General features: G+C 69.4%; 21 protein-coding genes. 15 read left to right on the top strand and 6 right to left on the bottom strand.

The window, feature by feature from the left end; genetic code table 11:
- Positions 1–40: 40 nt before the first annotated feature.
- From QFZ29_RS18615 to tdh, 3 genes are all read right to left on the bottom strand, one after another.
- Complete coding sequence (locus QFZ29_RS18615) at positions 41–1,078, bottom strand: LacI family DNA-binding transcriptional regulator (protein ID WP_306895942.1); 1,038 nt, start codon at positions 1,076–1,078, stop codon at positions 41–43.
- A gap of 140 nt (positions 1,079–1,218) precedes the next feature.
- Positions 1,219–2,406 carry a glycine C-acetyltransferase gene (locus QFZ29_RS18610; RefSeq protein WP_306895941.1) on the bottom strand — a complete coding sequence of 396 codons (1,188 nt, stop codon included), beginning with the start codon at positions 2,404–2,406 and terminating at the stop codon, positions 1,219–1,221.
- Entirely contained in the window at positions 2,406–3,449 is a 1,044-nt protein-coding gene (gene tdh / locus QFZ29_RS18605) for an L-threonine 3-dehydrogenase (RefSeq protein ID WP_306895939.1), read from the bottom strand. Before tdh ends, QFZ29_RS18610 begins: the two co-directional genes overlap by 1 nt.
- 364 nt (positions 3,450–3,813) lie before the next feature.
- Between tdh and QFZ29_RS18600 the strand changes: the two genes are divergently transcribed.
- The 3 genes from QFZ29_RS18600 (at position 3,814) to QFZ29_RS18590 (ending at position 6,540) form a co-directional block, all read left to right on the top strand.
- Positions 3,814–5,037: an MFS transporter gene (locus tag QFZ29_RS18600; protein ID WP_306895937.1), complete on the top strand. Its 1,224-nt coding sequence runs from the start codon at positions 3,814–3,816 to the stop codon at positions 5,035–5,037.
- Positions 5,038–5,067: 30 nt separating this feature from the next.
- On the top strand, positions 5,068–5,763 hold the full coding sequence (gene nucS, locus QFZ29_RS18595; protein ID WP_129519014.1) for an endonuclease NucS: 696 nt from the start codon (positions 5,068–5,070) through the stop codon (positions 5,761–5,763).
- An 84-nt stretch (positions 5,764–5,847) separates the two neighbouring features.
- A complete protein-coding gene (locus QFZ29_RS18590) occupies positions 5,848–6,540 on the top strand; it encodes an HAD hydrolase-like protein (RefSeq protein ID WP_306895935.1) in 693 nt (230 codons plus the stop codon).
- Positions 6,541–6,549: 9 nt separating this feature from the next.
- Here the strand turns inward: QFZ29_RS18590 and QFZ29_RS18585 are convergent, their stop codons facing one another.
- A complete protein-coding gene (locus tag QFZ29_RS18585; RefSeq protein ID WP_306895933.1) occupies positions 6,550–6,933 on the bottom strand; it encodes a hypothetical protein in 384 nt (127 codons plus the stop codon).
- A 119-nt stretch (positions 6,934–7,052) separates the two neighbouring features.
- Here QFZ29_RS18585 and QFZ29_RS18580 point away from each other — a divergent pair, with 119 nt between their 5' ends.
- The 3 genes from QFZ29_RS18580 to QFZ29_RS18570 all read left to right on the top strand — a co-directional run bounded on the left by QFZ29_RS18580 (position 7,053) and on the right by QFZ29_RS18570 (position 9,945).
- Positions 7,053–7,919: an endonuclease/exonuclease/phosphatase family protein gene (locus QFZ29_RS18580; RefSeq protein WP_306895929.1), complete on the top strand. Its 867-nt coding sequence runs from the start codon at positions 7,053–7,055 to the stop codon at positions 7,917–7,919.
- Between the two features lie 9 nt (positions 7,920–7,928).
- On the top strand, positions 7,929–8,537 hold the full coding sequence (locus QFZ29_RS18575) for a hypothetical protein (protein ID WP_306895928.1): 609 nt from the start codon (positions 7,929–7,931) through the stop codon (positions 8,535–8,537).
- Between the two features lie 121 nt (positions 8,538–8,658).
- Positions 8,659–9,945 carry an amidohydrolase family protein gene (locus QFZ29_RS18570; protein ID WP_306895927.1) on the top strand — a complete coding sequence of 429 codons (1,287 nt, stop codon included), beginning with the start codon at positions 8,659–8,661 and terminating at the stop codon, positions 9,943–9,945.
- A gap of 9 nt (positions 9,946–9,954) precedes the next feature.
- Here the strand turns inward: QFZ29_RS18570 and QFZ29_RS18565 are convergent, their stop codons facing one another.
- Together QFZ29_RS18565 and QFZ29_RS18560 are read right to left on the bottom strand one after the other, a co-directional pair.
- Positions 9,955–10,905, bottom strand: coding sequence for a PDR/VanB family oxidoreductase (locus QFZ29_RS18565; RefSeq protein ID WP_306895925.1), 951 nt, complete (start codon positions 10,903–10,905; stop codon positions 9,955–9,957).
- Positions 10,902–11,564: a helix-turn-helix domain-containing protein gene (locus QFZ29_RS18560; RefSeq protein ID WP_306895923.1), complete on the bottom strand. Its 663-nt coding sequence runs from the start codon at positions 11,562–11,564 to the stop codon at positions 10,902–10,904. Before QFZ29_RS18560 ends, QFZ29_RS18565 begins: the two co-directional genes overlap by 4 nt.
- A gap of 197 nt (positions 11,565–11,761) precedes the next feature.
- On the opposite strand from QFZ29_RS18560, the gene QFZ29_RS18555 reads away from it, so the two are divergent.
- From QFZ29_RS18555 to QFZ29_RS18515, 9 genes are all read left to right on the top strand, one after another.
- Positions 11,762–13,015, top strand: coding sequence for an amidohydrolase family protein (locus tag QFZ29_RS18555; protein WP_306895921.1), 1,254 nt, complete (start codon positions 11,762–11,764; stop codon positions 13,013–13,015).
- Positions 13,016–13,022: 7 nt separating this feature from the next.
- The gene (locus QFZ29_RS18550; RefSeq protein ID WP_306895919.1) at positions 13,023–13,790 is read left to right on the top strand and encodes an ABC transporter ATP-binding protein; all 768 of its coding nucleotides are present in this window, start codon (positions 13,023–13,025) and stop codon (positions 13,788–13,790) included.
- Entirely contained in the window at positions 13,787–14,716 is a 930-nt protein-coding gene (locus QFZ29_RS18545) for an ABC transporter permease (RefSeq protein ID WP_306895917.1), read from the top strand. The genes QFZ29_RS18550 and QFZ29_RS18545 overlap by 4 nt, the downstream gene beginning before the upstream one ends.
- 77 nt (positions 14,717–14,793) lie before the next feature.
- Positions 14,794–15,957, top strand: a complete 1,164-nt coding sequence (locus QFZ29_RS18540) for an ABC transporter substrate-binding protein (protein WP_306895916.1) — start codon at positions 14,794–14,796, stop codon at positions 15,955–15,957.
- 87 nt (positions 15,958–16,044) lie between these two features.
- On the top strand, positions 16,045–17,397 hold the full coding sequence (locus QFZ29_RS18535) for an FAD-binding oxidoreductase (protein ID WP_306895914.1): 1,353 nt from the start codon (positions 16,045–16,047) through the stop codon (positions 17,395–17,397).
- Entirely contained in the window at positions 17,394–18,227 is an 834-nt protein-coding gene (locus tag QFZ29_RS18530) for a creatininase family protein (RefSeq protein ID WP_306895912.1), read from the top strand. The genes QFZ29_RS18535 and QFZ29_RS18530 overlap by 4 nt, the downstream gene beginning before the upstream one ends.
- Before the next feature lie 29 nt (positions 18,228–18,256).
- Entirely contained in the window at positions 18,257–18,904 is a 648-nt protein-coding gene (locus QFZ29_RS18525; protein ID WP_306895911.1) for a pyridoxine/pyridoxamine 5'-phosphate oxidase, read from the top strand.
- Between the two features lie 84 nt (positions 18,905–18,988).
- On the top strand, positions 18,989–19,744 hold the full coding sequence (locus QFZ29_RS18520) for an SDR family NAD(P)-dependent oxidoreductase (protein WP_306895909.1): 756 nt from the start codon (positions 18,989–18,991) through the stop codon (positions 19,742–19,744).
- A gap of 276 nt (positions 19,745–20,020) precedes the next feature.
- The gene (locus tag QFZ29_RS18515) at positions 20,021–22,846 is read left to right on the top strand and encodes an immune inhibitor A domain-containing protein (RefSeq protein ID WP_306895907.1); all 2,826 of its coding nucleotides are present in this window, start codon (positions 20,021–20,023) and stop codon (positions 22,844–22,846) included.
- The last annotated feature ends 41 nt before the right edge of the window (positions 22,847–22,887 follow it).

The following is a 22,887-nucleotide window of genomic DNA, read 5'->3' as shown; positions in this document are numbered from 1 at the left end:
TCAAACCCGTCAAGGTTCAGTGACGCGCGGCGCCGTCGTGTCACCGATGTGCAGGGTGCTGACGAAGGCGACGGATGCCGGGTGACTCACCCGCGAGCATCCGCACGACCGCCTCTCCGGCCGCACGGCCCTTCGCGACCGAGGGCTGCACGAGGGTCGTGAGGTCGTGCTGCAGGCCGTCGACGCGGATGCCGTCGAAGCCGAGCACGCTGAGCTCGCGCGGCACGGCGATGCCGAGCTCCTCGGCCGCCTGGATCACGCCGGCCGCGAGGAGGTCGCTCTGCGCGATGATCGCTGTGGGCCGGTTCGCGGTGTCGGCGAGCAGTGCCCGGCCCGCCTCGAGTCCCTCTTCGATCGAGCTCGCGGCGGCTGCGCGGCCGGTGGCGCCGGGAAACACGGCGCGAGCGCCCGCGAGGCGTTCGGTCGCGACGGCCGTGGTGCTGTCTCGTTCGAGCGCGGCGGTGAGCGGGCCGCGGGTGCGCTCCGCATCGAGGGGCAGGGTGACGAGGGAGACTCGCGTGTGGCCGAGCTCCCGCAGGTACTCGGCGCCGCGGCGAGTGGCGTTGCGGTTGTCGATCGAGATCTCGGGGATGTCCTCGCCCGTATCCCCCTCGATCGCCACGGCGGGGATGCCGCGCCGCCGGAGCACCTCGACCGAGTGCGCGAGCCGTGGACTGCATCCGATGAGCACGACCGCGTCGACCGGGGCGCTCTCGATGCCCACGGCCTGGCCGCCGGCCTCGCCGGTGTCGGTGAGGAGCAGGAGGCCCGCCCCGAGCGGAGCGATGCCCTCGGTGATGCCGTCGAGGGTCTGGATCTTCACGGGGTCGAGGAAGGCGGCGCGGACTCGCTCCTCGAGCACCACCCCCACGATGCCCGAGCGGCCCTGGCGGAGCGAGCGCGCTCGCGGGTCGGGCCCGGCGTAGCCGAGGTCGGTGGCGGCGGCGAGCACGCGCGCCTTCGTGGCATCCGACACCGGTCCTGAGCCGCTGAAGGCGAGCGACGCCGTCGACGCCGACACCCCGGCCTTCGCCGCGACGTCGGCGAGTGTGGGGCGCGGAGCGGAATCCGTCTGCATACGCCGATTGTAAGCCGAATCGATTCGAGTGGGCCCTGATGGGCGGCTGGCGAATCCGCGCCGAAGAAATGCAGGGGAAACGCGCCTATGCCCCCGCAGAGCGGATGCATACGTCGAAATCGCCTGCATTTGCGCCGCGGTCAGACGGCTGCGGCCACCTCGTCGCACGCCGCGACGAACGCCTCGACGCAGCGCCGGATCTCGTCGTCGGAGTGCGCGGCCGACAGCTGCACGCGAATGCGCGCCTTCTCTCGCGGCACGACGGGGAAGCTGAACGCCGTGACGAACACGCCGCGCCGCTGCAAGGCCTCGGCCATCCGGCCCGTGAGCACGGCATCGCCGAACATCACCGGCACGATCGCGTGCTCGCCGGGCAGCAGGTCGAACCCGGCATCCGTCATCAGCGACCGGAACAGCTCGGCGTTGCGGCGCAGCGTGGCCCGCAACTCACCCGACTGCTCGACGAGGTCGAGCGCCTGCAGGGTGCCCGCGACGATCGCGGGCGCGAGCGTGTTCGAGAAGAGATACGGGCGCGCTCGCTGGCGCAGCAGGTCGACGATCTCGCGTCGGCCCGCGACATAGCCGCCGGATGCCCCGCCGAGCGCCTTGCCGAAGGTGCCCGTGGAGATGTCGACACGGCCCTCGACCCCGCAGAACTCGGGAGTGCCGCGGCCGTGCTCCCCCACGAAGCCGACGGCGTGCGAGTCGTCGACGAATACGAGGGCGTCGTAGCGCTCCGCGAGGTCGCAGATCTCGGCGAGCGGGGCGAGGTAGCCGTCCATCGAGAAGACGCCGTCGGTCACGACCACTCGGCGACGGGCGTCGGATGCCGCGGCGAGCTGGGCCTCGAGGTCGGCCATGTCGCGATTCTTGTAGCGATACCGAGCGGCCTTCGAGAGACGGATGCCGTCGATGATCGACGCGTGGTTGAGCTCGTCGGAGATGATCGCGTCATCGGGCCCGAAGAGCACCTCGAAGATGCCGCCGTTCGCGTCGAAGCACGAGGAGAAGAGGATCGTCGCGTCGACGCGGAGGAACTCAGACATCCGCTCCTCGAGCCGGAGGTGGAGCTCTTGCGTGCCGCAGATGAATCGCACGCTCGCGAGCCCGTAGCCCCACTCGTCGAGCCCGCGGCGGGCGGCCTCGACGATGCGCGGATCGTTCGCGAGGCCCAGGTAGTTGTTGGCGCAGAAGTTCAGCACCTCGCGGCCGGCGACCTCGATCTCCGACGACTGCGGTCCTCGGATGCCGCGTTCGCGCTTCGTGAGCCCCGCCGCCTCGATCTCGGCGAGCTCGGCTCGCAGCTGTTCCTTCACCGTTCCGTACATCACAGCTCCGTCCAGTCGAGGATGACCTTGCCGACACCGCCGGATGCCGCGGCGTCGAACGCCGCGCGCCACTCGCGTGCCGGATAGCGATCCGAGATGATCGAGGCGACGCGATCGTGCAGCGTCTCGCTCGTCTGCAGCATCGCGCTCATCGAGTTCCAGGTCTCGAACATCTCGCGCCCGTAGATGCCCTTCATCGTGAGCATGTGCGTCACGACCTTGCCCCAGTCGATCGCGAAGGGCTCGGCGGGGAGGCCGAGCAGGGCGATGCGGCCGCCGTGGTTCATGTTCTCGATCATCTGCGGCAGGGCGGATGGCGCTCCGCTCATCTCGAAGCCGACGTCGAAGCCCTCGCGCATGCCGAGTCGGTGCTGCACGTCGTGGAGGTTCTCGACCGTCACGTCGACCGCGGCATCCGCGCCCATCTCCATCGCGAGTTCGAGCCGCGAGGGGCTGACATCGGTCGCGACGATGAAGCGGGCGCCGACGTGCCGCGCGACCGCGATCGACATGAGGCCGATCGGGCCGCAGCCCGTGACGAGCACGTCTTCACCGACGACCGAGAACGTGAGCGCGGTGTGCACCGCGTTGCCGAACGGGTCGAAGATCGCGCCGACGTTCGGCTCGATGGGCGACGTGTGCACCCACACGTTGGCCCCGGGGATCACGACGAACTCGGCGAACGCTCCGTCGCGCTGCAGGCCCACGCCCTGCGTGCGGATGCACATCTGCCGTCGCCCCGCGCGGCAGTTGCGGCACATGCCGCACACGATGTGGCCCTCGCCCGACACTCGGTCGCCCACGATGACGTCGTGCACGAGCTCGCCGACCTCGACGACCTCGCCGTAGAACTCGTGGCCCGGAATGAGCGGGGCCGCGATCGTGGAGGCCGCCCAGTCGTCCCAGCGCTCGATGTGCAGGTCGGTGCCGCAGATGCCCGTGCGCAGCACCCGGATCTTCACATCGGCAGGGCCGGTCTCGGGCTCAGGGCGATCGACGTACTCGAGCCCCGCGCCGGGTGCGGGCTTGAAAAGGGCCTTCATCGAAACCTCGGTGTTTCTCTGGAACGCGAGCCGGCTCGTCTCCGGCTCTGGGTCGGGGCGGGATTGTGTCCGGATGCCCCGAGTGCCAGTCAGCTCATCGTATCCACGGATGCCGCGGCATCCGTCACTCCTCGCACCTCGAACTCCCCGGTCACGCTTCGAGAGTGCAGTTCGTGTCGTTATTCGGCCGCCATTCCGACACCAACTGCACTTTCGACGTCGCGGAAGACGGGTGTGCGAGTGGTGTTGCGGACCTCGGGGGTCATCGATATGGTTCTTCAACCGGGGGTTGTCGAATCGATTCGACCTTCACGGCCGGGTCCGAGACAATGAAGTAGAGATCATGACGGAAACACCACGCGAAATGACACGAACGAGCCGCTCCACCCGTGAACTCATCGGGTGGCGCAACGCCATCTTCACGGTCTTCTTCCTCAGCGGACTCAGCCTCGCGAGCTGGGTGGCTCGCATCCCGGCGATCCGCGACGACACGAGCCTCAACACCCAGGGCGTCGGCCTCGTCATCTTGAGCGGGTCGATCGCCTCCGTGGTGGGTCTCATCGCCGCGCCAGGAGTCCTGGCACGCTTCGGCGCACGCGCCGGCATGATCGGCGCGCTCGTGACCGTGTCGGCGGGTCTCGTGCTGGTGGGACTCGGCGGTTCCGTCATGCCGTCGATCCCGCTCCTCGTGATCGGCCTCGCGCTATTCGGATTCGGCAACGGCGCGGTCGACGTGATGATGAACGTCGAGGGGGCGGAAGCCGAACGCGAGATCGGCCGCACGCTCATGCCGCTCATGCACGCGTTCTTCAGCTTCGGCACGGTCGCCGGCGCAGGGCTCGCCGCCGCGGCATCCGCTCTCTCCATCAATGTCGCCGTACATCTCGTCGTCATCGCGGTGCTCATCGCGATCGGTGTCATCGTCGCCGTGCGCTTCGTGCCGCTGCGCGAGGAGCTCGGCGACGACCCGCACACCGAGGCGCCCCGAGTGCCATGGCGCGAGCGCTTGCGCGAGAGCCTCTCGGTCTGGTCGGAGTTGCGATTGATTCTGATCGGCGTGGTGGTGCTCGGCATGTCCTTCGCCGAAGGCAGCGCCAACGACTGGCTCGCCCTCGCGGTGGTCGACGGGCACGGGTACGACGAGACGATCGGCGCCGCGGTCTTCACCGTCTTCACCGTGGCGATGACGGCGGCGCGCGTGCTCGGCGGCCCGTTCATCGACCGCTTCGGCCGTGTGACGATGCTGCGCGTCCTCGCGGCCACCGGTGTCGCCGGCCTGGCGCTCTTCATCTACGCCACCGAGCCGTGGATGCTCATCGTCGGCACCGTGCTCTGGGGCATCGGCGGCGCGCTCGGCTTCCCCGTCGGCATGTCGGCCGCGGCCGACGTGCCCGACCGCCGCACCGCCGCCGCACGCGTGAGCGCCGTGGCGATCATCGGATACTGCGCGTTCCTCGCCGGCCCGCCGTTCCTCGGGTTCCTCGGCCAGCAGTTCGGCATCCTGAACGCGCTGCTCGTGATCCTCGTCCTGATGGTGATCGCAGGGCTCGCGGCCCCGGCAGCTCGCGAGTCCCGGCGTGGCGCGTAGCGACGCGCCAGCTCCCCGTACACTCAACAGGTGCGTCTCGTCATCGCCCGCTGCTCCGTCGATTACGCGGGCCGCCTCACCGCCCATCTCCCGCTCGCCACGCGGCTGCTCATGGTCAAGGGCGACGGCAGCCTGCTCGTGCACTCCGACGGCGGCAGCTACAAGCCGCTCAACTGGATGAGCCCGCCGTGCACGCTCGCGACGCTCGAGCCCGACGAAGACCAGCGCGAGGCCGGCATCCGCGAGCTCTGGAAGGTCACGCACACGAAGACCGCCGACCAGCTCATCGTGTCGATCCACGAGGTCCTGCACGATTCGGCTCACGAGCTCGGCGCCGACCCGGGCCTGCAGAAGGACGGCGTCGAGGCGCACCTGCAGAAGCTGCTCGCCGAGCAGATCGAGCTCCTCGGCGAGGGCCACCGGCTCGTGCGCCGGGAGTACATGACGGCGATCGGCCCGGTCGACATCCTGGCGACGGATGCCTCGGGCGCCTCGGTCGCGGTCGAGCTCAAGCGCCGCGGCGACATCGACGGCGTCGAGCAGCTCACCCGTTACCTCGAGCTCATGAATCGCGATCCGCGGCTCGCGCCGGTGCGGGGCGTGTTCGCCGCGCAGGAGATCAAGCCGCAGGCCCGCATGCTCGCCGAGGACCGCGGCATCCGCTGCCTCGTGCTCGACTACGACGCGATGCGCGGGCTCGACGACAGCGACTCCCGCCTCTTCTGAGGATTCCCTGACTGTTCCCTGATGAAGCACCGGCCAAGGCTTTCCTGAGAATGGCTCACGTCTAAGTCCGCGTAGGATGTCACGGTGACTTCCCCGACCACACCCATTACGACGACCGTCGCGCCGACGCGCACCTGGTCCGCCGTGCTCTTCGATCTCGACGGCACGATCGTCGACTCCGCATCGGACATCACGGCGTCGCTCGCCCACATGTTCACGGAGCTGAAGCTCGACGTGCCCTCCGAAGACGTGCTGCTCGCCTACGTCGGACCGCCGCTGCTCGACAGCCTGCGGCTGAGCGCCGGGTTCGACGACGCCGAAGCGTGGGCGGCCCTCAACATCTACCGCGACCACTACGCCGACAACGTGCTCAACTCGCCGGTCTTCCCGGGCGTCGCGGGCGTGCTCGAGCGGCTGCACGCCGCGGGCATCCCGGTCGCGCTCGCGACGAGCAAGCCCGAGTCCATGGCCCGCAAGGTGCTCGATCACGCCGACCTCACCCGCTTCTTCGACGTCATCGCGGGCGCGAGCGACGACGAGGAGCGCAGCACCAAGGCCGACGTCGTCGCCGAGGCGCTCCGCCGGCTGCAGGCGAAGGGCATCGACACCGGCAACGCCGTCATGGTCGGCGACCGTGGCTACGACACGCTCGGCGCTGCCGCGAACGGCGTGCCGACGATCCTCGTCGAGTGGGGCTATGGCTCCCCCGCCGAGGCCGGCGACGCGATGGCGGTCGTGCACTCCGCCGACCAGCTGCGCAACCTGCTTCTCGGCTGAGAGCGCTCCCTAGTACCCGCCCGTCGTCTTCGGCACGACCTCGACCGTGAACGTCACGATGTCGCCGGTCTCGCCGTTCTCGAGGGTCACCTCGGTCTCGCCAACCGACTTCGCCGCGAGGCCCGGGTTGAACTGGGCACTCCCGTCGTCTCGGCCGGGCTCGAACTCGACCACATCGGAGTCGGCAATGTCGGCCGTCCACTCGGTGAAAGTGTCGTCGTCTCCAGTCAGGTCGATGGTGCCGCCCTCCGGCACCTCGACCGTCGTTCCGTCGGCCGACTCGAGCTCCACGATCACGGGCGGGAGCGCCGATGAGTCTCCCGGCGTGCAGCCGATGAGGCCGACCGCCAGCACGAATACTGCCACGACGGATGCCGCGACGCGGCCCCGCACGATCGATCCGTTGATACCCGACATCGCGCACCACCCCCGGGGCCGATCGTACGCCTGGTACGGGTGCCGCGGGGCGTGAATCGCCAGCGTGCCATCGCATCGCGAACTACGCTGAGGCAATGACCGATGCCGCGCTGATCGGTCCGGTGTCGCCACCTGACCTGCATGTGATGACCTTCAACATCCGCCGGCGCTTCGCCCGCGTCAGGCCGGGAAGTCCCGATCGTTGGGTCACGCGCAGGCAGCTCGTCCAGCGCATCCTCGCCGCAGAGCAGCCGACGCTCCTGGGCGTGCAGGAGGCATTGACCGACCAGGTCGACTTCATCGCGGACGCCCTCGGGCCGCACTACCGATGGATCGGGCGCGGCCGTAATCCGACGGGTACCGGCGAGCATTGCGCCATCTACTACGACTCGCGGCGATTGAAGATGACGAACTGGCAGCAGCTCGCCCTGTCGGCGACGCCGGATCTGGACGGCTCCAGGTCGTGGGGCAACGTGACACGGCGAATCGTCGTGTCGGCCACCTTCACCGATCGGGCGACCGAAGCACCGCTCGTCGCCTTCAACACCCATCTGGATCATCTCTCGTGGCGGTCGCGGCTCGAGTCGGCGCAGTTCATCCTGAAGCTCGTGCAGGAGGCTCGTGACGCCCAGCCGGGCACTGCGATCGTCGTGACCGGGGACTTCAACGCGGGCGAGGGTTCGGCCGTCTACCGCCGGCTGACGACGGACGGGGTGCTCCGTGACGCCTGGGAGGTGGCGGCCGAGCAACTGACGCCGCAGTGGGGCACCTTCTCGAACTATCGGGGCCGCCGCCCGGGCGGCAAGCGCATCGACCTCATCCTCCTGGGCGAGGGAGTCGAGGTGGTGAGCACGGGCATCAACGCCGCGCGGTTCGACGGCATGGCGGCATCCGATCACGAACCAGTGCAGGCGGTTTTGCGCTACGACAACCCCTCGTCGAAGGCGTCGGGGCGGGGCTAGTCTGCTGCCATGATCCGCACACTGCTGCGTGCCCCTCAAGGGGCCGGCGAGGTGGCCGCCGACGCGCTCCGGGTGCTTGCGGCGACCAGCATCGTCGTCGCGGGCATCGGCTGGGGTCCGCTCTCCGGGCTGAGCTTCGTGCTCGTGACCGGCGCGATGTTCCTCCCTCGTCTTCTGGGCGTTCGGCCCGCCTTCGACATCGTGTTCGGTGTCGCGTCGCTCGCCGCTGCCTGGAGCAGCGTGCTGGACATCTACATCACGGTGCGCTGGTGGGACCTCCCGATCCACTTCCTCACCAATGGAATCTGGGCGGCGCTCGCCTACCTCCTGCTCGTGCGATTCGGCATCGTGGCGGATGCCGCGACGCTCCCGCGCCCGGCGGTGTCGGCCGCACTCATGACCACCGCGCTCGGACTCTCGCTCGGCGTGTTGTGGGAGATGTTCGAGTGGTTCGGGCACAACTTCATCGACGGCGAGATCTACGTCGGCTACACGGACTCGATCGGAGACCTGCTCATCGGCGGTGTCGGCGCCCTGCTCGCCGGGTGCAGCATGCGCTACCTCGCCGCGCGACCCGGTGTCGCCCACGACCGGGAGCCCTCCCCGGTTGTTGAGTAGCCAGCGCCCGCTGGTTGAGTAGCCAGCGAAGCAGGCGTATCGAAACCACCCGCGCCGCGCCGCGCCGCACCCGTGGGCATCCGACACACCCGCGACACACGCCATTGCTACAACGGTGGGCATGCTCTCCCTCACCGGCGCCGAAGCGATCCTCATCGACCCCCGCACCGTGCGGGGCGGCGACCTCCATGTGGCCGACGGCGCGATTGTCGAAGAACCGCAACCGGCGGCCGAGTCGATCGACGTGACCGGTTGCGTGGTCACCGCCGGCCTCGTGAACGCCCATCACCACCTCTTGCAGAGCGCGTTCCGCACCCTGCCCGGCACCCGCAGCGTGCCGATGGCGGAGTGGTTGCCGGCGATGGCGGCCGCGTACTCGACGGCTGTCGTCGACCCCGAGCTCGCCTCGGTCGCCGCACGAGTCGGGGTCGCCGAGGGCCTGCTGTCCGGGGTGACCACAGTCGCCGACCATCACCTCACCTGGCCGAGCGGCACCGACACCGTCGGCATCGCACAGGCGACGGCAGATGCCGCCCGCGACCTCGGTGCGCGTCTCGCCTTCGTCCGCGGCGCCGCTCGCGACGATCCCGATGAGGCTGCGACCTCCGCCGAGGCGATCGCGCAGGCGCTCCCGCTCGGCGCAGGCGGCGTCTCGGCCGACGGCATGCTGCAGCTCGCGGTCGGGCCGGCCGGCGTGCACAGCGACGGCGAGGCGACGTTCCGCCTGCTCGGCGAGGTCGCCGCGCGACACGGACTCCGCCGCCGCACCCAGGCGAGCGAGCAGGTCGACGTCGCGATCGCGCTCGAGCGGTTCGGCCGGCGCCCGCTCGACCTGCTCGAGGAGTGGGGCTGGCTCGCGCCCGATGTCACGATCGCCCACCTCTGCGGCGTCACCGACCACGAGATCGGCCGGCTCGCGGCATCCGGCGTCACCGCGACCCACGCGCCGGGCTGCGACGTCATGATGGGCTGGGGCGTCGCCCCCGTCGCCGCGCTCCGCGATGCGGGCATCGTCGTGGGGCTCGGCACGAGCGGCGGCGGATCGAACGACGCGGGCCACCTGCTCGCCGACGCGCGGCTCGCGATGCAGGTCTCCGGACTTCTCGGCCCCGCGCTCGCAGCGCAGGACGTGCTCGGGATGGCCACCGAGGGTTCGGCACTCGGCCTCGGCCGGCCCGAGCTCGGGAACTTGCGGCCCGGCGCTGCCGCCGACCTCTGCGTGTGGGATGTCTCGGGCGTCGCGGATGCCGGCGTCGCCGACCCGGTCGGGGGGCTGCTGTGGGCGTCACCGGGGCGTCGGCCGAAGTACGTGATCGTCGCCGGCCGTGTGGTGGTGCGCGACTCCATGCTCGTCGGCGCAGATGAGCACGACCTCGTCGCGGCGATGCGAGCCCGCATCGGACGCTGAGCGCCCGCACTATAGCTCGAGCACGAGGCGGGGACATGCCGCCCGCGAGACGCAGATCATCATGCGATCGTTCGCGCGCTGCTCCTCGGGGCTCAGGATCGAGTCACGGTGGTCGACGTCGCCCTCCACCACGACGGTCTCACACGTGCCGCACGTGCCCTCGCGGCACGAGGAGAGCACGAAGAGCCCGGCCTCCTCGACGACGTCGAGCACGGTGCGCTCCGGGGGCACCGTGAGGGTCTCGCCCGAGAGCAGGAGCTCGACCTCGAAGGACTCGTGCAACACGGGCTCGGCGAGCGGCTTTGCCTCGAAGCCCTCGACGTGCAACGTCGAGGGCGGCCAGCCGTTCGAGAGCGACGTGAGCTCGTCGATCATCCGCGCCGGGCCGCACGCGTAGACGAGTTCCCCTGCCTGCGGGGTCAGTGCTGCGAGATCGAGGCGGCGACCCTCGTCGGCGGCGTGCAGCCGCACCCGTTCACCTCCGAGCGAGGCGAGCTCGCAGGCGAAGGCCATCCGCGACGTCGCTCCTCCCGCGTAGTCGAGAGTCCAGGAGGCACCGGATGCCTCGGCGGCGCGGATCATCGGCAGCAGCGGCGTGATGCCGATGCCACCGGCGACGAAACGGTAGCCCGCGGCATCCGTCATCGCGAAGTGGTTCCAGGGGCCGCGCACGCGAATCGACCCGCCCACCTCGAGGACATCGTGCACCCAATCGGAGCCGCCGCGGCCGCGCTCCTCGCGGAGAACGCCGATCGTCCAGACATCGCGATCAGCCGGGTCGCCGCAGAGCGAGTACTGGCGTTCGACGCCGATCGGCAGCACGAGGTCGAGGTGCGCACCCGGCCGCCAGTCGGGGAACGGCTCGCCGTCGGCTCGCTCGAGGTCGACACGCACGACGCGCTCGGCGATCGCCGTTCGGCCGCGCACGATCACCTCGAATTCGGGAGCGACCGTGGTCATGAGCCGGTGCGCTCCGTGCCCGGCGTCGGGCCGGGCGAGGTGCCGGCATCCGGTTGGATCCGCTGCTTCACCACGAGCACCCGGTACACGCCGCCATCGGGTGAGCGCCAGCGGTGAGGGGTGCCTCCGCGGTAGTAGAACGCCTGGCCGGTGTGCAGGACGCGGGTCTCGGTGCCGCCGAAGTCACCTTCGACCAAGCCGTCGACCACGTAGCAGAACTCCTCCTCGTCGTGCACGAAGTACTCGCCGAAGTCGCGATTGCGTGCGATGAACTCCATGGGCGTGAAAGCGGATGCGCCGGTCACGAGCACCCGGGCCGAGCCCTCTGCGAACGGGCCGGAGACACCGACCCCCTCGTCGATGACGACGGCACCCGACGTCGGCATCGCGGCGGGCGCGGATTGCGCGAGCGCCGCGAAGAGCTCCAGCTGCGTGGTGCCGAGTGCGCGGGCGATGCGTTCGAGGGAAGCGAAGCTCGGTCGCGCCCTGCCGTTCTCGACCTGACTGAGGAACGAGTGGGAGAGGCCCGAGAGCTCGGCAACCTGCACGAGCGTGAGGGACCGCGCCCCGCGCAGGCTGCGGATGCGGGCACCCACGAGTTCGACCTGCCGGTCGATGGCGACGCCCTCGTTGTGCGCGCCGTGTTTCACCCTCGGCATCTCATCTCCCTCCCTGCGCCAGCACTTTCGGCGCTGAGCGCCGCGGCGTCTTGGAACCGAAACATTCGGGTTACGCAGGCGAAACCACGCGTCCGTACGCTCGAGTCTGTTGAGAACATCAACATTGAGAGTATCAACATCCGCCGCCCGACGCCGTGCAGCATCCACACCCACGACCCTTGTCAGGAGGCGAACACGTGCGTCCCGAGCCCGTCTCATTACTCCGCCAGGCCACGCTGATCGACGGCCGTGTCGCTGACGTCGCCATCGCCGGCGACACCGTGACCGACGTGCTCCCTGCTGGCACGGCGGTCGTGACGGATGCCGCGAGCACCGTCGACCTCACCGGCTACGTGCTGCTGCCGGCTGCCGCCGAACCGCACGCGCACCTCGACAAGGCGCTCACGTGGGACATGATCAACCCGCCCTTCGGCGACCTCGAGCGTGCGATCGAGAGCTTCCACGCGTTCCAGGAGCATCTCTCCGAGGAGGACATCTACAACCGGGCGCGGGCTGCCGCCCTGAAGCTACTGCGCGCGGGCACCACCGCGATCCGCAGCCACGTGAACATCCTCCCGGGCGACCGCCCGTATCGCGGCGTCGACGCCCTCGTTCGGCTCCGCGACGACCTCGCCGGCCTCATCGACCTCGAGCTCGTCGCACTCCCCCCGGTCGGCATGGACGACGAGACCATCGAGGGGGCGCTCGACCGCGGCCTCGATCTCGCGGGCGGCGCACCTCACCTCGCTGCCGACCCGCACGCAGAGGTGCGGCGACTCCTCGCGATCGCCGACCGCCGCGGCATCGGCGTCGACCTCCACACCGACGAGTCGCTCAACGGACCTATGACGATGCGCGAGTTCGCGCGAATCGTGCGCAAGTGGCCCGAGCACCTCGTGCGCACCGCGGGTCACAGCGTGCGGCTCGGCACGTTGCCCGCAGAGGAGCTCGCCGTAGTGGTCGCCGAGCTCATCGATGCCGGTATCGGCGTCGTGAGCCTGCCGATCACGAACCTCTACCTGCAGGGCCGGCGGCATCCGGTCTCGACGCCGCGCGGGCTCACGGCACTTCGCTCGCTCATCGACGCGGGCGCCATCGTCGGTGCAGGAGCCGACAATGTGCGCGACCCCTTCAACCCGCTCGGCCGCAGTGATGCGCTCGAGACCGCGGCCCTCCTGGTCCTCGCCGGGCACCTCGACCTCGAGGACTCCTGGCACCTCGTCTCGAACGGCGCGCGCGCCGTGATGCGCATACCTCCGGCCGGCGCCGTGCCGGGCGCGGCAGCCGAGTTCGTTGCGGTGCGCGGGGCGAGCCTCGGCGAAGTCATCGCCGAGGCATCCGCTGAGCGCATCGTCATCCACGCGGGCCGCCTCGTGGCCCGCAGCACCGTCGTCCACCAGATCGCCGAGCCGGCACCCCAGTCGGCCGGACTCCTCATCGGAAAGGGGTGAGTGGCGCATGGCCATGACCGACAGCGCACCCGCGACGGCGTCGACACTGCTCGACTTCCAGAACGTGCAGCTGACGTACCCGAACGGAACGATCGCGCTCTCGGGTGTCGACCTCACCGTCGAGCGCGGCGAATTCGTCACCGTCGTCGGCCCCTCGGGCTGCGGCAAGAGCACCCTGCTGCGCATCGCATCCGGGCTCGAGTCCTCATCGGAGGGCACTTCGATCGTCAACACGAAGCGCGTCGGCTACGTCTTCCAGGATGCCACGCTGCTGCCGTGGCGGAACGTGCGGGCGAACGTCGAGCTGCTCGCCGAACTGCAGTGGGACACGCAAGCCGTGCGCCGCGAGAAGGCGCAGAAGGCCATCGATCTCGTAGGCCTCACGGGCTTCGAGAAGCACCTCCCGCGCCAGCTCTCCGGCGGCATGCGCATGCGCACCTCGCTCGCGCGCTCGCTCACCCTCGACCCCGAGCTCTTCCTCTTCGACGAGCCGTTCGGGGCGCTCGACGAGATCACTCGCGAGTACCTGAACGACGAACTCCTGAAGCTGTTCGTCGAGCAGCAGTTCGCGGGCCTGTTCATCACGCACTCGGTCTCCGAGGCCGTGTACCTCTCCACGAAGGTCATGGTCATGTCGGGCCGCCCCGGACGCATCGTCGACACGTTCGACGTGCCGTTCCCGATGCCGCGTGACCCCGACATCCGCTATACCGGCGAGTTCGCCGCCCTTGTCGGCGAGGTCTCGCATGCACTCCGAGAGGGGCACGGCGCATGAGCACCGAGCGCGTCGTCAATGACGGTATCGACACGGCCGAGGCGACCCGAGACCTCACGGGCGCCGAGGGGCAGGCGCTCGGGCATCACGAGGCCGAGCAGGAGATCGCGCCGAACACGGTCGCCGCGGCGCCGCTGAAGCGTCGCGGCTCGCGTGGCGGCATCGCCAACTGGGGACCGCCGGTCGCCGTCGCCATCCTCATCGTGGGCCTCTGGTACTTCGTCGGATCGGTGATCCTCGAGCCCTCGAAGTCCTACCTGCTGCCGCCGCCGCACGAGGTCTTCGCGGTCTACTTCAACCCGAAGGTCGCGCCCGACATGTACGAAGCGCTCTGGAACACGGCAGTCGTCGCACTCAGCGGGCTCTTCATCGCGATCCTGCTCGGCATCGTCTGGGCCGTCGCGATGAACCAGGCGAAGTGGATCGAGCGCTCGCTCTACCCCTACGCCGTCATCCTGCAGACGATCCCGATCCTCGCCCTCGTGCCGCTCATCGGCTTCTGGTTCGGCTTCGACTTCGCGGCGCGCGTCATCGTGGCGATCCTCATCGCGCTCTTCCCGATGGTCTCGAACACGCTCTTCGGCCTGCAATCGGTCGACGCCGCCCAGCGCGAGCTCTTCACACTGCAGCGGGCGAGCCGGTGGATCGTGCTGAAGAAGCTGCAGTTCCCCGCCGCGCTTCCGGCGATCTTCGCCGGCATGCGCATCTCCGCCGGCCTCGCGGTGGTCGGCGCGATCGTCGGCGACTTCTTCTTCCAGCGCGGCACGCCGGGCATCGGCGCGCTCATCTCGAAGTACCAGGCGCGCCTGAACGCCGAGCCCCTTTTCGCGGCGATCATCCTTGCCTCGCTCTTCGGCGTCGTCGTCTTCTGGTTCTTCGGCTGGCTCGGCAAGCGGGTCGTCGGCAAGTGGTACGACTTCGCCTGACCCCCCAGCGGTATCCCACGACATCACCCCCGCACCACCGGCATCCGCCACAGCACCCCCACCACAGAGGAGATCCCATGCGCACCACAACCAAGCGCGCGGCCGCGGTCGCCGGCTTCATGGCCGGCAGCCTCGCCCTCGCGGCCTGCAGCAGCTCCGCGAGCGGCGACACCGCGGACGCACCCGACCTGGAGATCGGCTCCGTCGACCTCGCGGCCGCCGGCTGCCCCGCCGACATCAAGATCCAGACCGACTGGAACCCCGAGGCGGAGCACGGCCATCTGTACGAGCTCGTCGGCGACGGCTACACGATCGACGACTCGATCAAGTCGGTCACGGGGCCGCTCATGGCCGGCGGCGAGTACACGGGCGTCGACGTCACGATCCTGGCCGGAGGCCCCGCAACCGGGTTCACCCAGCCGAACGCGCAGATGTACGACGACGACTCCATCTTCATGGCCTACGTCGGCACCGACGAGTCCATCGCGCATGCGAGCGACCTGCCGACCGTGGGCGTGTTCGCACCCCTCGAAAAGGACCCGCAGATGATCATGTGGGACCCAGAGACCCTCCCCGACGTGACGAGCATCGCCGACCTCGGCACCGAGGGCACGACGATCCGCGTCTTCCCCGGTGGCACGTACGTCGACTACTTCGTCGGCGCCGGCATCCTGCAGGCAGACCAGGTGGACGCGACCTACGACGGCAGCCCCGCCGTCTTCGTCTCCGAGGGCGGCACCGTCGCCCAGCAGGGCTTCGCCTCGGCCGAGCCGTACATCTACAAGAACGAGATCACGGAGTGGGGCAAGCCCGTCGAGTACGAGCTCATCAACGACGCCGGCTACCCGAAGTACGCCGCCGTGCTCTCGCTCAAGCCCGAGGCCGTGACCGAGTACGCCGACTGCCTGACCGAGCTCGTGCCGGTGCTGCAGCAGGCCGAGATCGACTTCTTCGCGAGCCCCGACGCGACGAACGAGCTCATCCTCGAGCTCATCGACGCGTACGACACCGGATGGCTCTACTCGCAGGAGGTCGCCGACTTCTCGGTCGAGACCATGAAGAGCGAGCTCGTCGGCAACGGCCCCGACGACATCCTGGGCAACCTCGACCCCGAGCGTGTGCAGGAGCTCTTCGACATCGTCACGCCGATCTACGTCGAGCAGGGCTTCGAGGTCCCCGAAGACCTGACCGCCGAAGACCTCTACACCAACGAGTTCATCGACGAGTCGATCGGCTTCTAGCCGGCGACCGGATGCCGCGCGCCGAGCTCCGATCGAGCTGCAGCGCGCGGCATCCGCACCCCGTTCTCGCACCCCGAAGGATTCCGAATGACCCCGACCACTTCCGACCTCGCCGGTCTCGTCGCCACACTCACCGAACTGCTCGGCGAGCGCGGCGTGAGCTTCGACCTCGCAACGCGTGAGCGCGCCTCCGTCGACGGCTGCAAGCTCTCGCCCGTGATCTCCGCCAAGCTCCCCCTCGGACTCGCCGATGTCGTCGCCTACCCCACGTCGGCCGAGCAGATCGCGCACGTCGTCGCCGCCGCGGTGCGCCACGGCGTTCCGATCACCCCCCGCGGCAAGGGCACCGGCAACTACGGCCAGGGCATCCCGATGTCCGGAGGCCTCGTGCTCGACATGAGCCGTGCGCGCACCGTCATCGAGATCGGCGACGGGTTCGTCACGGCCGACGCGGGCGCCGTGCTGGCCATGATCGAGAACCAGGCGTGGTCGGCGGGCCAGCAACTGCTGCTCTACCCGTCCACGGCGCAGAGCACACTCGGCGGCTTCCTCGCGGGCGGCTCCGGCGGCACGGGTTCGATCGCCCACGGCGTCATCGCCGGCGGGCCGTTCGTGATCGCCCTCGACGTCGTGCATGCGACCGGCGACGCCGAGCTCGTGCATGTCGAGGGCGAGGCCGCGCAACCGTACCTGCACAACTACGGCACCGCCGGGATCATCGCGCGAGCGACCGTGCGGCTCGAGCCGCTGCAGGAGTGGCGTGCGTTCTACGCGAGCTTCGACGACTTCTCGCAAGCGCTCTCGATCATCCGTCAGGTCGGCGACCTCGTGCCGACGCCACGGCTGGTGTCGGCCGACCTGCCCACGCTCGCCGACGCCCTGCCGTCGAACGCCGGCATCTCGAAGGGGAGGGCGAGCCTGCGGGCGATCCTCGATGAACGGGCGGTGGCGGCGGCATCCGCGCTCGTCGAATCGGCCGGCGGCACCGTCGTAGACGTGCGCGAAGGCGCCCAAGAGGTCATGAGACTCAGCATGATCTCGTACAACCACCCGATCGAGTGGTTGCAGAAGGCCTACCCCGGCACCTACTTCCATGTCGAGGTCGGCGGCGACGCCCTCGTCGAGCGCATCGACGAGGTGCACGCCGTCTATCCCGGCGGAATGCTGCACATCGAGGCCCAGAAGGGCCGGCCGATCGGCATGCTCGCGGGCGAATACGAGAGTGAAGAAGCGGTGGTTGCCGGGTTCGCGACGCTCGCCGAGCTCGGCGTGAACACGCACAATCCCCACCAGTGGTACGTCGACGTCGAGATCGAGCGCACGCGCGAACTGAAGGCCGAGACCGACCCGCAGGCACTGCTGAACCCCGGCAAGCTCCCGGCCCCGGCGCTCACGACGGCCGCGAGCAATCCCCTCATGGTCAGCGGAACCACCAGATGAGCCGACTGCTCGAGGAGCTCTCGGGGCCGGCCGTGTCCCGCACCCTCACTGCGGATTCGGTGCTCGTGCTGCCGATGGGGGCGATCGAGCACCACGGCGACCACCTTCCGCTGGCGACCGACCGCATCATGGCCGAGGCCGTCGCGACCTCCGCTGTCGAGCGTGCGGTTGCGCGCGGCATCGACGCGTGGCTCCTGCATCCGCTCGCGTACACGAAGTCCGACGAGCACAGTTGGGCGCCCGGCACGATGTGGCTCTCGGGCGAGACGCTCATGGCGACCCTCGTCGATCTCGGCCGGTCGGTCGCAATGACGCCCGCTCGGAAACTCGTCTTCCTGAATGGCCACGGCGGCAACGTCGCTCTGCTGCAGGTCGCGCTCCGCGAGTTGCGTCGGCGCTTCGGCCTGCAGACGTTCCTCATGGGCTTCCCCGTGCCGGCGGGCGACGGCGAGGCGGGCCCCGACGAGCTCGGGTACGGCATCCACGGCGGGCACGGCGAGACCTCGCTGATGCTGCACTTGCGCCCCGATCTCGTCGACCTCGACCGCGCCGAGCGGCGGGTGCCCGATCACTTGGGCGCCTACCCGCGCATCGGGTTCCACTCGAAGCCCGTGATCATGGGCTGGCTGAGCAACGACTTCCATCCCGACGGCGTGATCGGCGATCCGACCGCTGCGGATGCCACGCACGGGGCAGCGATCTTCGAGGCCGCCGTCGAGGAGAGCGCACGCTCGCTCGATGAGATCGCGCGGTTCGACCCTGCGCCGCAGATGAGCAGATGCTCCGCCGAGCCGACCGGCGACATCCCCAGCGGGACGCGCCAAGCTTGATGCATCCGGAACAGGAGAGGAACGCGCGCATGAGTGCACCTCGGCACTACCCCGTGACCATCACGAGCACGCAGACGTTCGGCGAGGACCAGCCGAACCCCGACGAGACGCTGTCCGAACCGCTGGTTCTCCTCGGCCGGTGGCTGCCCGAGAACACCGACGAGCTCCGGCCGCTGATGACGCTCTCGACGATCGACGCCGAGGGTTACCCCGACTCGCGCAACGTGCTGCTCAGCGAGTTCGACGGCGAGGCGCTCTACTTCCACACCGACGCCGGGAGCCGGAAGGCGGGCGAGCTCGCGGCGAACCCGCGCGTCTCGCTCACCTTCGTCTGGGTCGAGCTCGGCCGGCAGCTCACCGTCGTGGGCGACGCGGAGCCGGCCTCCGCCGAGGAGGCCGCCGCCGTCTTCGCATCGCGCTCCCGCTACCTGCAGCTCCTCGCCTGGTCGAACACCGCCGAGCTCGCCGAGCGCGGAGTCGCGGCGCGCCGGAAGGCATGGGCGGCCTTCGCCGCGGAACACCCCGACGGCACGCTCGACGCGCCACCGACTTGGGTGGGGTTCCGAGTGACGCCGCGCCGGATCACGTTCTGGCGGGGCGACCTCGACGGTCCGAGCAACCGGGTCGAGTACACGCGGGCCGGCGATGGCTGGAGCGCCGAGCGCCTCCCCGGCTGACCCCCGCGGGTGGTTGAGCAACTCGCGAAACAGGCGTATCGAAACCACCTCCGCCCCGCCCCGCCCCGTCGAACCGGAGTCATCGTGAACACTTCCGCAGCACCCGCACCGCTCGCAGGCCGACGGGCGATCGTCACCGGGGCCGCGCGAGGCATCGGCGCCGCAATCGCCTCCCGGCTCGCGGCCTCGGGCGCACGGGTCGCGATCCTCGACCTGCTCGAGGAGCCGGGGCGCGAGCACGCCGAGCGGATCGGAGGCGTCTTCCACCGCGTCGACCTCGGTGACGCCGACGACACGAGGCGTGCCGTCGGTGCGGCGATCGACGGGCTCGGCGGTATCGACGTGCTCGTGAACAACGCCGGCATCCTGCGGTTCGCGCCGCTACTCGAGCTCGAGGTGTTCGACTGGGACCAGACGTTCTCGATCAACACCCGCTCGATGCTCGTCACCACGCAGACGGCGGCGCGGGCGATGATCGCAGCCGGGCATGGCGGCAAGATCATCAATCTTGCGAGCATGGCCGGCAAGGCCGGCGGCCAGGGACATGCGCATTACGCGGCATCGAAGGCAGCGGTGATCGCGCTCACCCGCGTCACCGCGCTCGAACTCGGCCGGCACGGCATCACCGCCAACTCGCTCTGCCCCGGGTATGTGCTCACCGAGATGGGGGCGGCGACACGCACCGAAGCGGATGTCGCAGAGTGGTCGTCGTACTCGCCGCTCGGGCGCCTCGCCCTCGCCGACGACGTGGCCGGCGTCGCGCACTTCCTCGCGACCGACGATGCCGACTACCTCACCGGCCAGGCGTTCAACGTCACCGGCGGCATGATCATGCACTGAGCCTCGGGTCGATCGCCCTCTGCTCGGCAGAGTCCGAGGCATCCTCACCACCGGGAGGCGGATGCCGCGGCATCCGCACGCCCGCGATCGCCCCCGAATGAGGGCCAACCGAAGGATTCGTGCGCGCTCGCGCAACGGACCTGCGTCGTTCTCCACAAATCCCGCGCGGCTCTTCCATAGGCGCCGAGCTGCACGGGAGGATGCGATTTACGTCCGCCCACCGGCGGGCGCATTTCATGCCCTGCGGTCACCTCCGCGGGGCTCGAGGGGAGAAGCATGACTGGAAGCACCACACGGGCGCGTCGGCGCTCGGTGGCCGTGATTCCCGTGCTCGCACTCGTCGCCGCCGGATTGGTGACGACGAGTACGACGGGAGCGGCCACGGCGCCATCGCAGGGGGCGGCGCCCGTGATCAGCGATTCCGAGCACTACATCAACTACGTGGAGCCTCGGGCCGAGCAGGCGTTCGGCACCGACCTCAAGGTCACCGAGGGCGGCCTCGGCGCGAAGCAGTTCGCGGCCGACGCGATCGAGAAGGCGACTGCGCTCGACCGCAAGTTCTCACAGGGAAACCCGGTCGCCGCACGAGGGCTCGCGAAGCTCGAGTCGAAGTCGATCGAGACGGGCGAGAGCCCGAAAGACCTGAAGAGCCGGTACAAGCAAGCCAAGTCGACCCAGGAGGCGAAGCTCCTCACGATCCTCGTCGAGTTCAGCGAAGCGGCGAACGACGACTTCAGCGGCGTGCAGGTCCCGACCGAGTTCGGAGCCACCGAGTGCAAGCCCGGTGACGTGCAGAACGGGCCCCTCCACAACAACATCCCCGATCCGGCGAGTTACGACCGGCTCGACAACAACTCGATGTGGGTGCCCGACTTCTCGCCCGAGCACTTCGACAAGATGCTCTTCACCGATGAAGGCATCACCGACCGCGTGCGCACCGATCTCACCGGTCCCGACGGGCAGCCCGGCTTCGACATCTCCGGCTACACGATGAAGGCGATGTACGAGGAGATGTCGCACGGCGCCTACACCGTCTCCGGTGAGGCGACCCCGTGGGTCGAGGTTCCGCACTCCGAGGCCTACTACGGGGCGAGCGTCTGTTTCCTGAACGAAGAGGGCGTCTACGAGGCCGGAGCCGTGCAGGATATGCAGGGTCACCCTGACAACCCGCTGGGCCCGGGCCAGCTGCCGATCGACGCCGTCGAGGCGCTCGCGGCGGCGCAGCCCGACTTCCCGTGGGCCGACTACGACATCGAGGACCAGGGCGACCGCGACGGCGACCTCGACTTCAACGAGCCCGACGGCGTCATCGACCACGTCGTGCTCGTGCACGCCGGTGAGGACAAGTCGGGCGGCGGCGGAGCCGAGGGCACCAATGCCATCTGGGCTCACTCGTCGACCGTCATCGGCGGCGCCGACATTCCCGGCACCGACCTCACGCTCTCGAACTACATCGTGCAGCCCGAGGACTCGGGCGTCGGCGTCTTCGCCCACGAGTACGGTCACGATCTCGGCCTTCCCGACCTCTACGACACGACGGGTGCCGGTGACTCCGACATCGACTTCTGGGACCTCATGTCGTCGGGTTCGCACGCCGGCCCGATCTTCCAGTCGATGCCGACCCACATGGGCCTCTGGGACAAGTGGGTGCTCGGCTGGGCCGACCCGGTGCAGCTCGATGCCGGCGACGACGCCTCGACCGTGAAGGTCGGCCAGAACTCGCGCCCGCTCAAGGGCAGCGCCGACGGCGTGAAGATCAACCTGCCCGACAAGGTCGTGACGCTCACCGAGCCGCACAGCGGCGAGAACATGTGGGCCACCGGAGCCGACCAGGACTGGGCCGACGTGCGCCTGAGCCGCAGCCTCGGCACCGTTCCCGCCGATGCGAAGTTCTGGATGTACAACGACTATGTCATCGAGGAGGAGTGGGACTACGGCTTCGTCGAGGTCTCGACCGACGGCGGATCGACGTGGACCGAGGTCAAGGTCTACGACGAGGCCGGCGCCGAGGTGACCACACCCGACGGCTACACCGACCCGAACGGCCGCATGGTCGACTTCGGCAACAAGAAGTACGGGCTCACGGGAAGCACCGGAGGATGGCAGCACCAGTACGCCGACCTCTCGGCCTTCGCGGGAGAGTCGGTCGACGTGCGCTTGCGTCTCGCGACCGATGAGGCGTTCCTCGAGCGCGGCTGGTTCGCCGACGACTTCTCGCTCACGAGCGGCACCGAGACCGTCTGGAGCGACGACGTCGAGAGCGGCGACGCCGGGTGGACGCCCGAAGTCGCGTCGTTCACGGACACGACCGGTGAGGGCTGGCACCTCGACACGGGCACCTCGACGCAGGCGCAGTACTACCTCGTCGAGTGGCGCAACTTCGATGGCTTCGACGAGGGCCTGAAGTACGCCTACGACACGGTGTACAGCGACGGCGCGTGGAAGGTCGACAAGATGCAGTACAACGCGCCCGGCGCGCTCGTCTGGTACCGCGACACCACTTACGGCGACGCGAACCACGTGCAGAGCAATCTCACGTCGATGCCGAGCGGCGGTGCGAAGGGCGGCCTGCTCATCGTCGACAGCCACTTCGACCCGCTGCGCCGCACCGGCGAGGCGGCGGCGGCCGACCCCACCGTGCTGAAGAACATGCCATCGCGGGCGCAGTCCTCGGATGCCGCGTTCGGCGTGCGTGACACATACCCGTTCACCGAGTGCTTCACCGACGCGGCGTTCGCGGAGTACTGCACCGACGTGCCGACGCGAGCGGGAGTGAGCAACTTCACCGACGCTCAGGGCTGGGTTCCCGGCCTCGAGTACGTGCAGACCGGCGACCCTGAGGTCAACGGTCTCTACTGGCGCTACGCCGACGGTTCGACGGTCGTGCCGTCGAAGGGCAACGCGCCGTACACGACTCGCATCGTGGACTCCGCGGGCAGCCCGCTCGAGAGCCTCTACGGGCTCGACCTCGGGTTCACCGTGACCGGCACCGGCAACCCCGGCGATGCCGGCGTCGGCTTCGGCACCGTCATCGAGGTCGCCAAGACGCTCGACGGCAACCGCTCGGCGCTGATCCGGATCACCCCGCCGAGCGCGGAGTAGCCGCACCAGCAGCATCGCAGCACCAGCACCACACCACCGGC

This window comes from Agromyces albus (assembly GCF_030815405.1).
Classification (GTDB): domain Bacteria; phylum Actinomycetota; class Actinomycetes; order Actinomycetales; family Microbacteriaceae; genus Agromyces; species Agromyces albus_A.
Note: the sequence above shows the minus strand (reverse complement) of the source record. Positions and strands in the feature narration are given on the sequence as shown.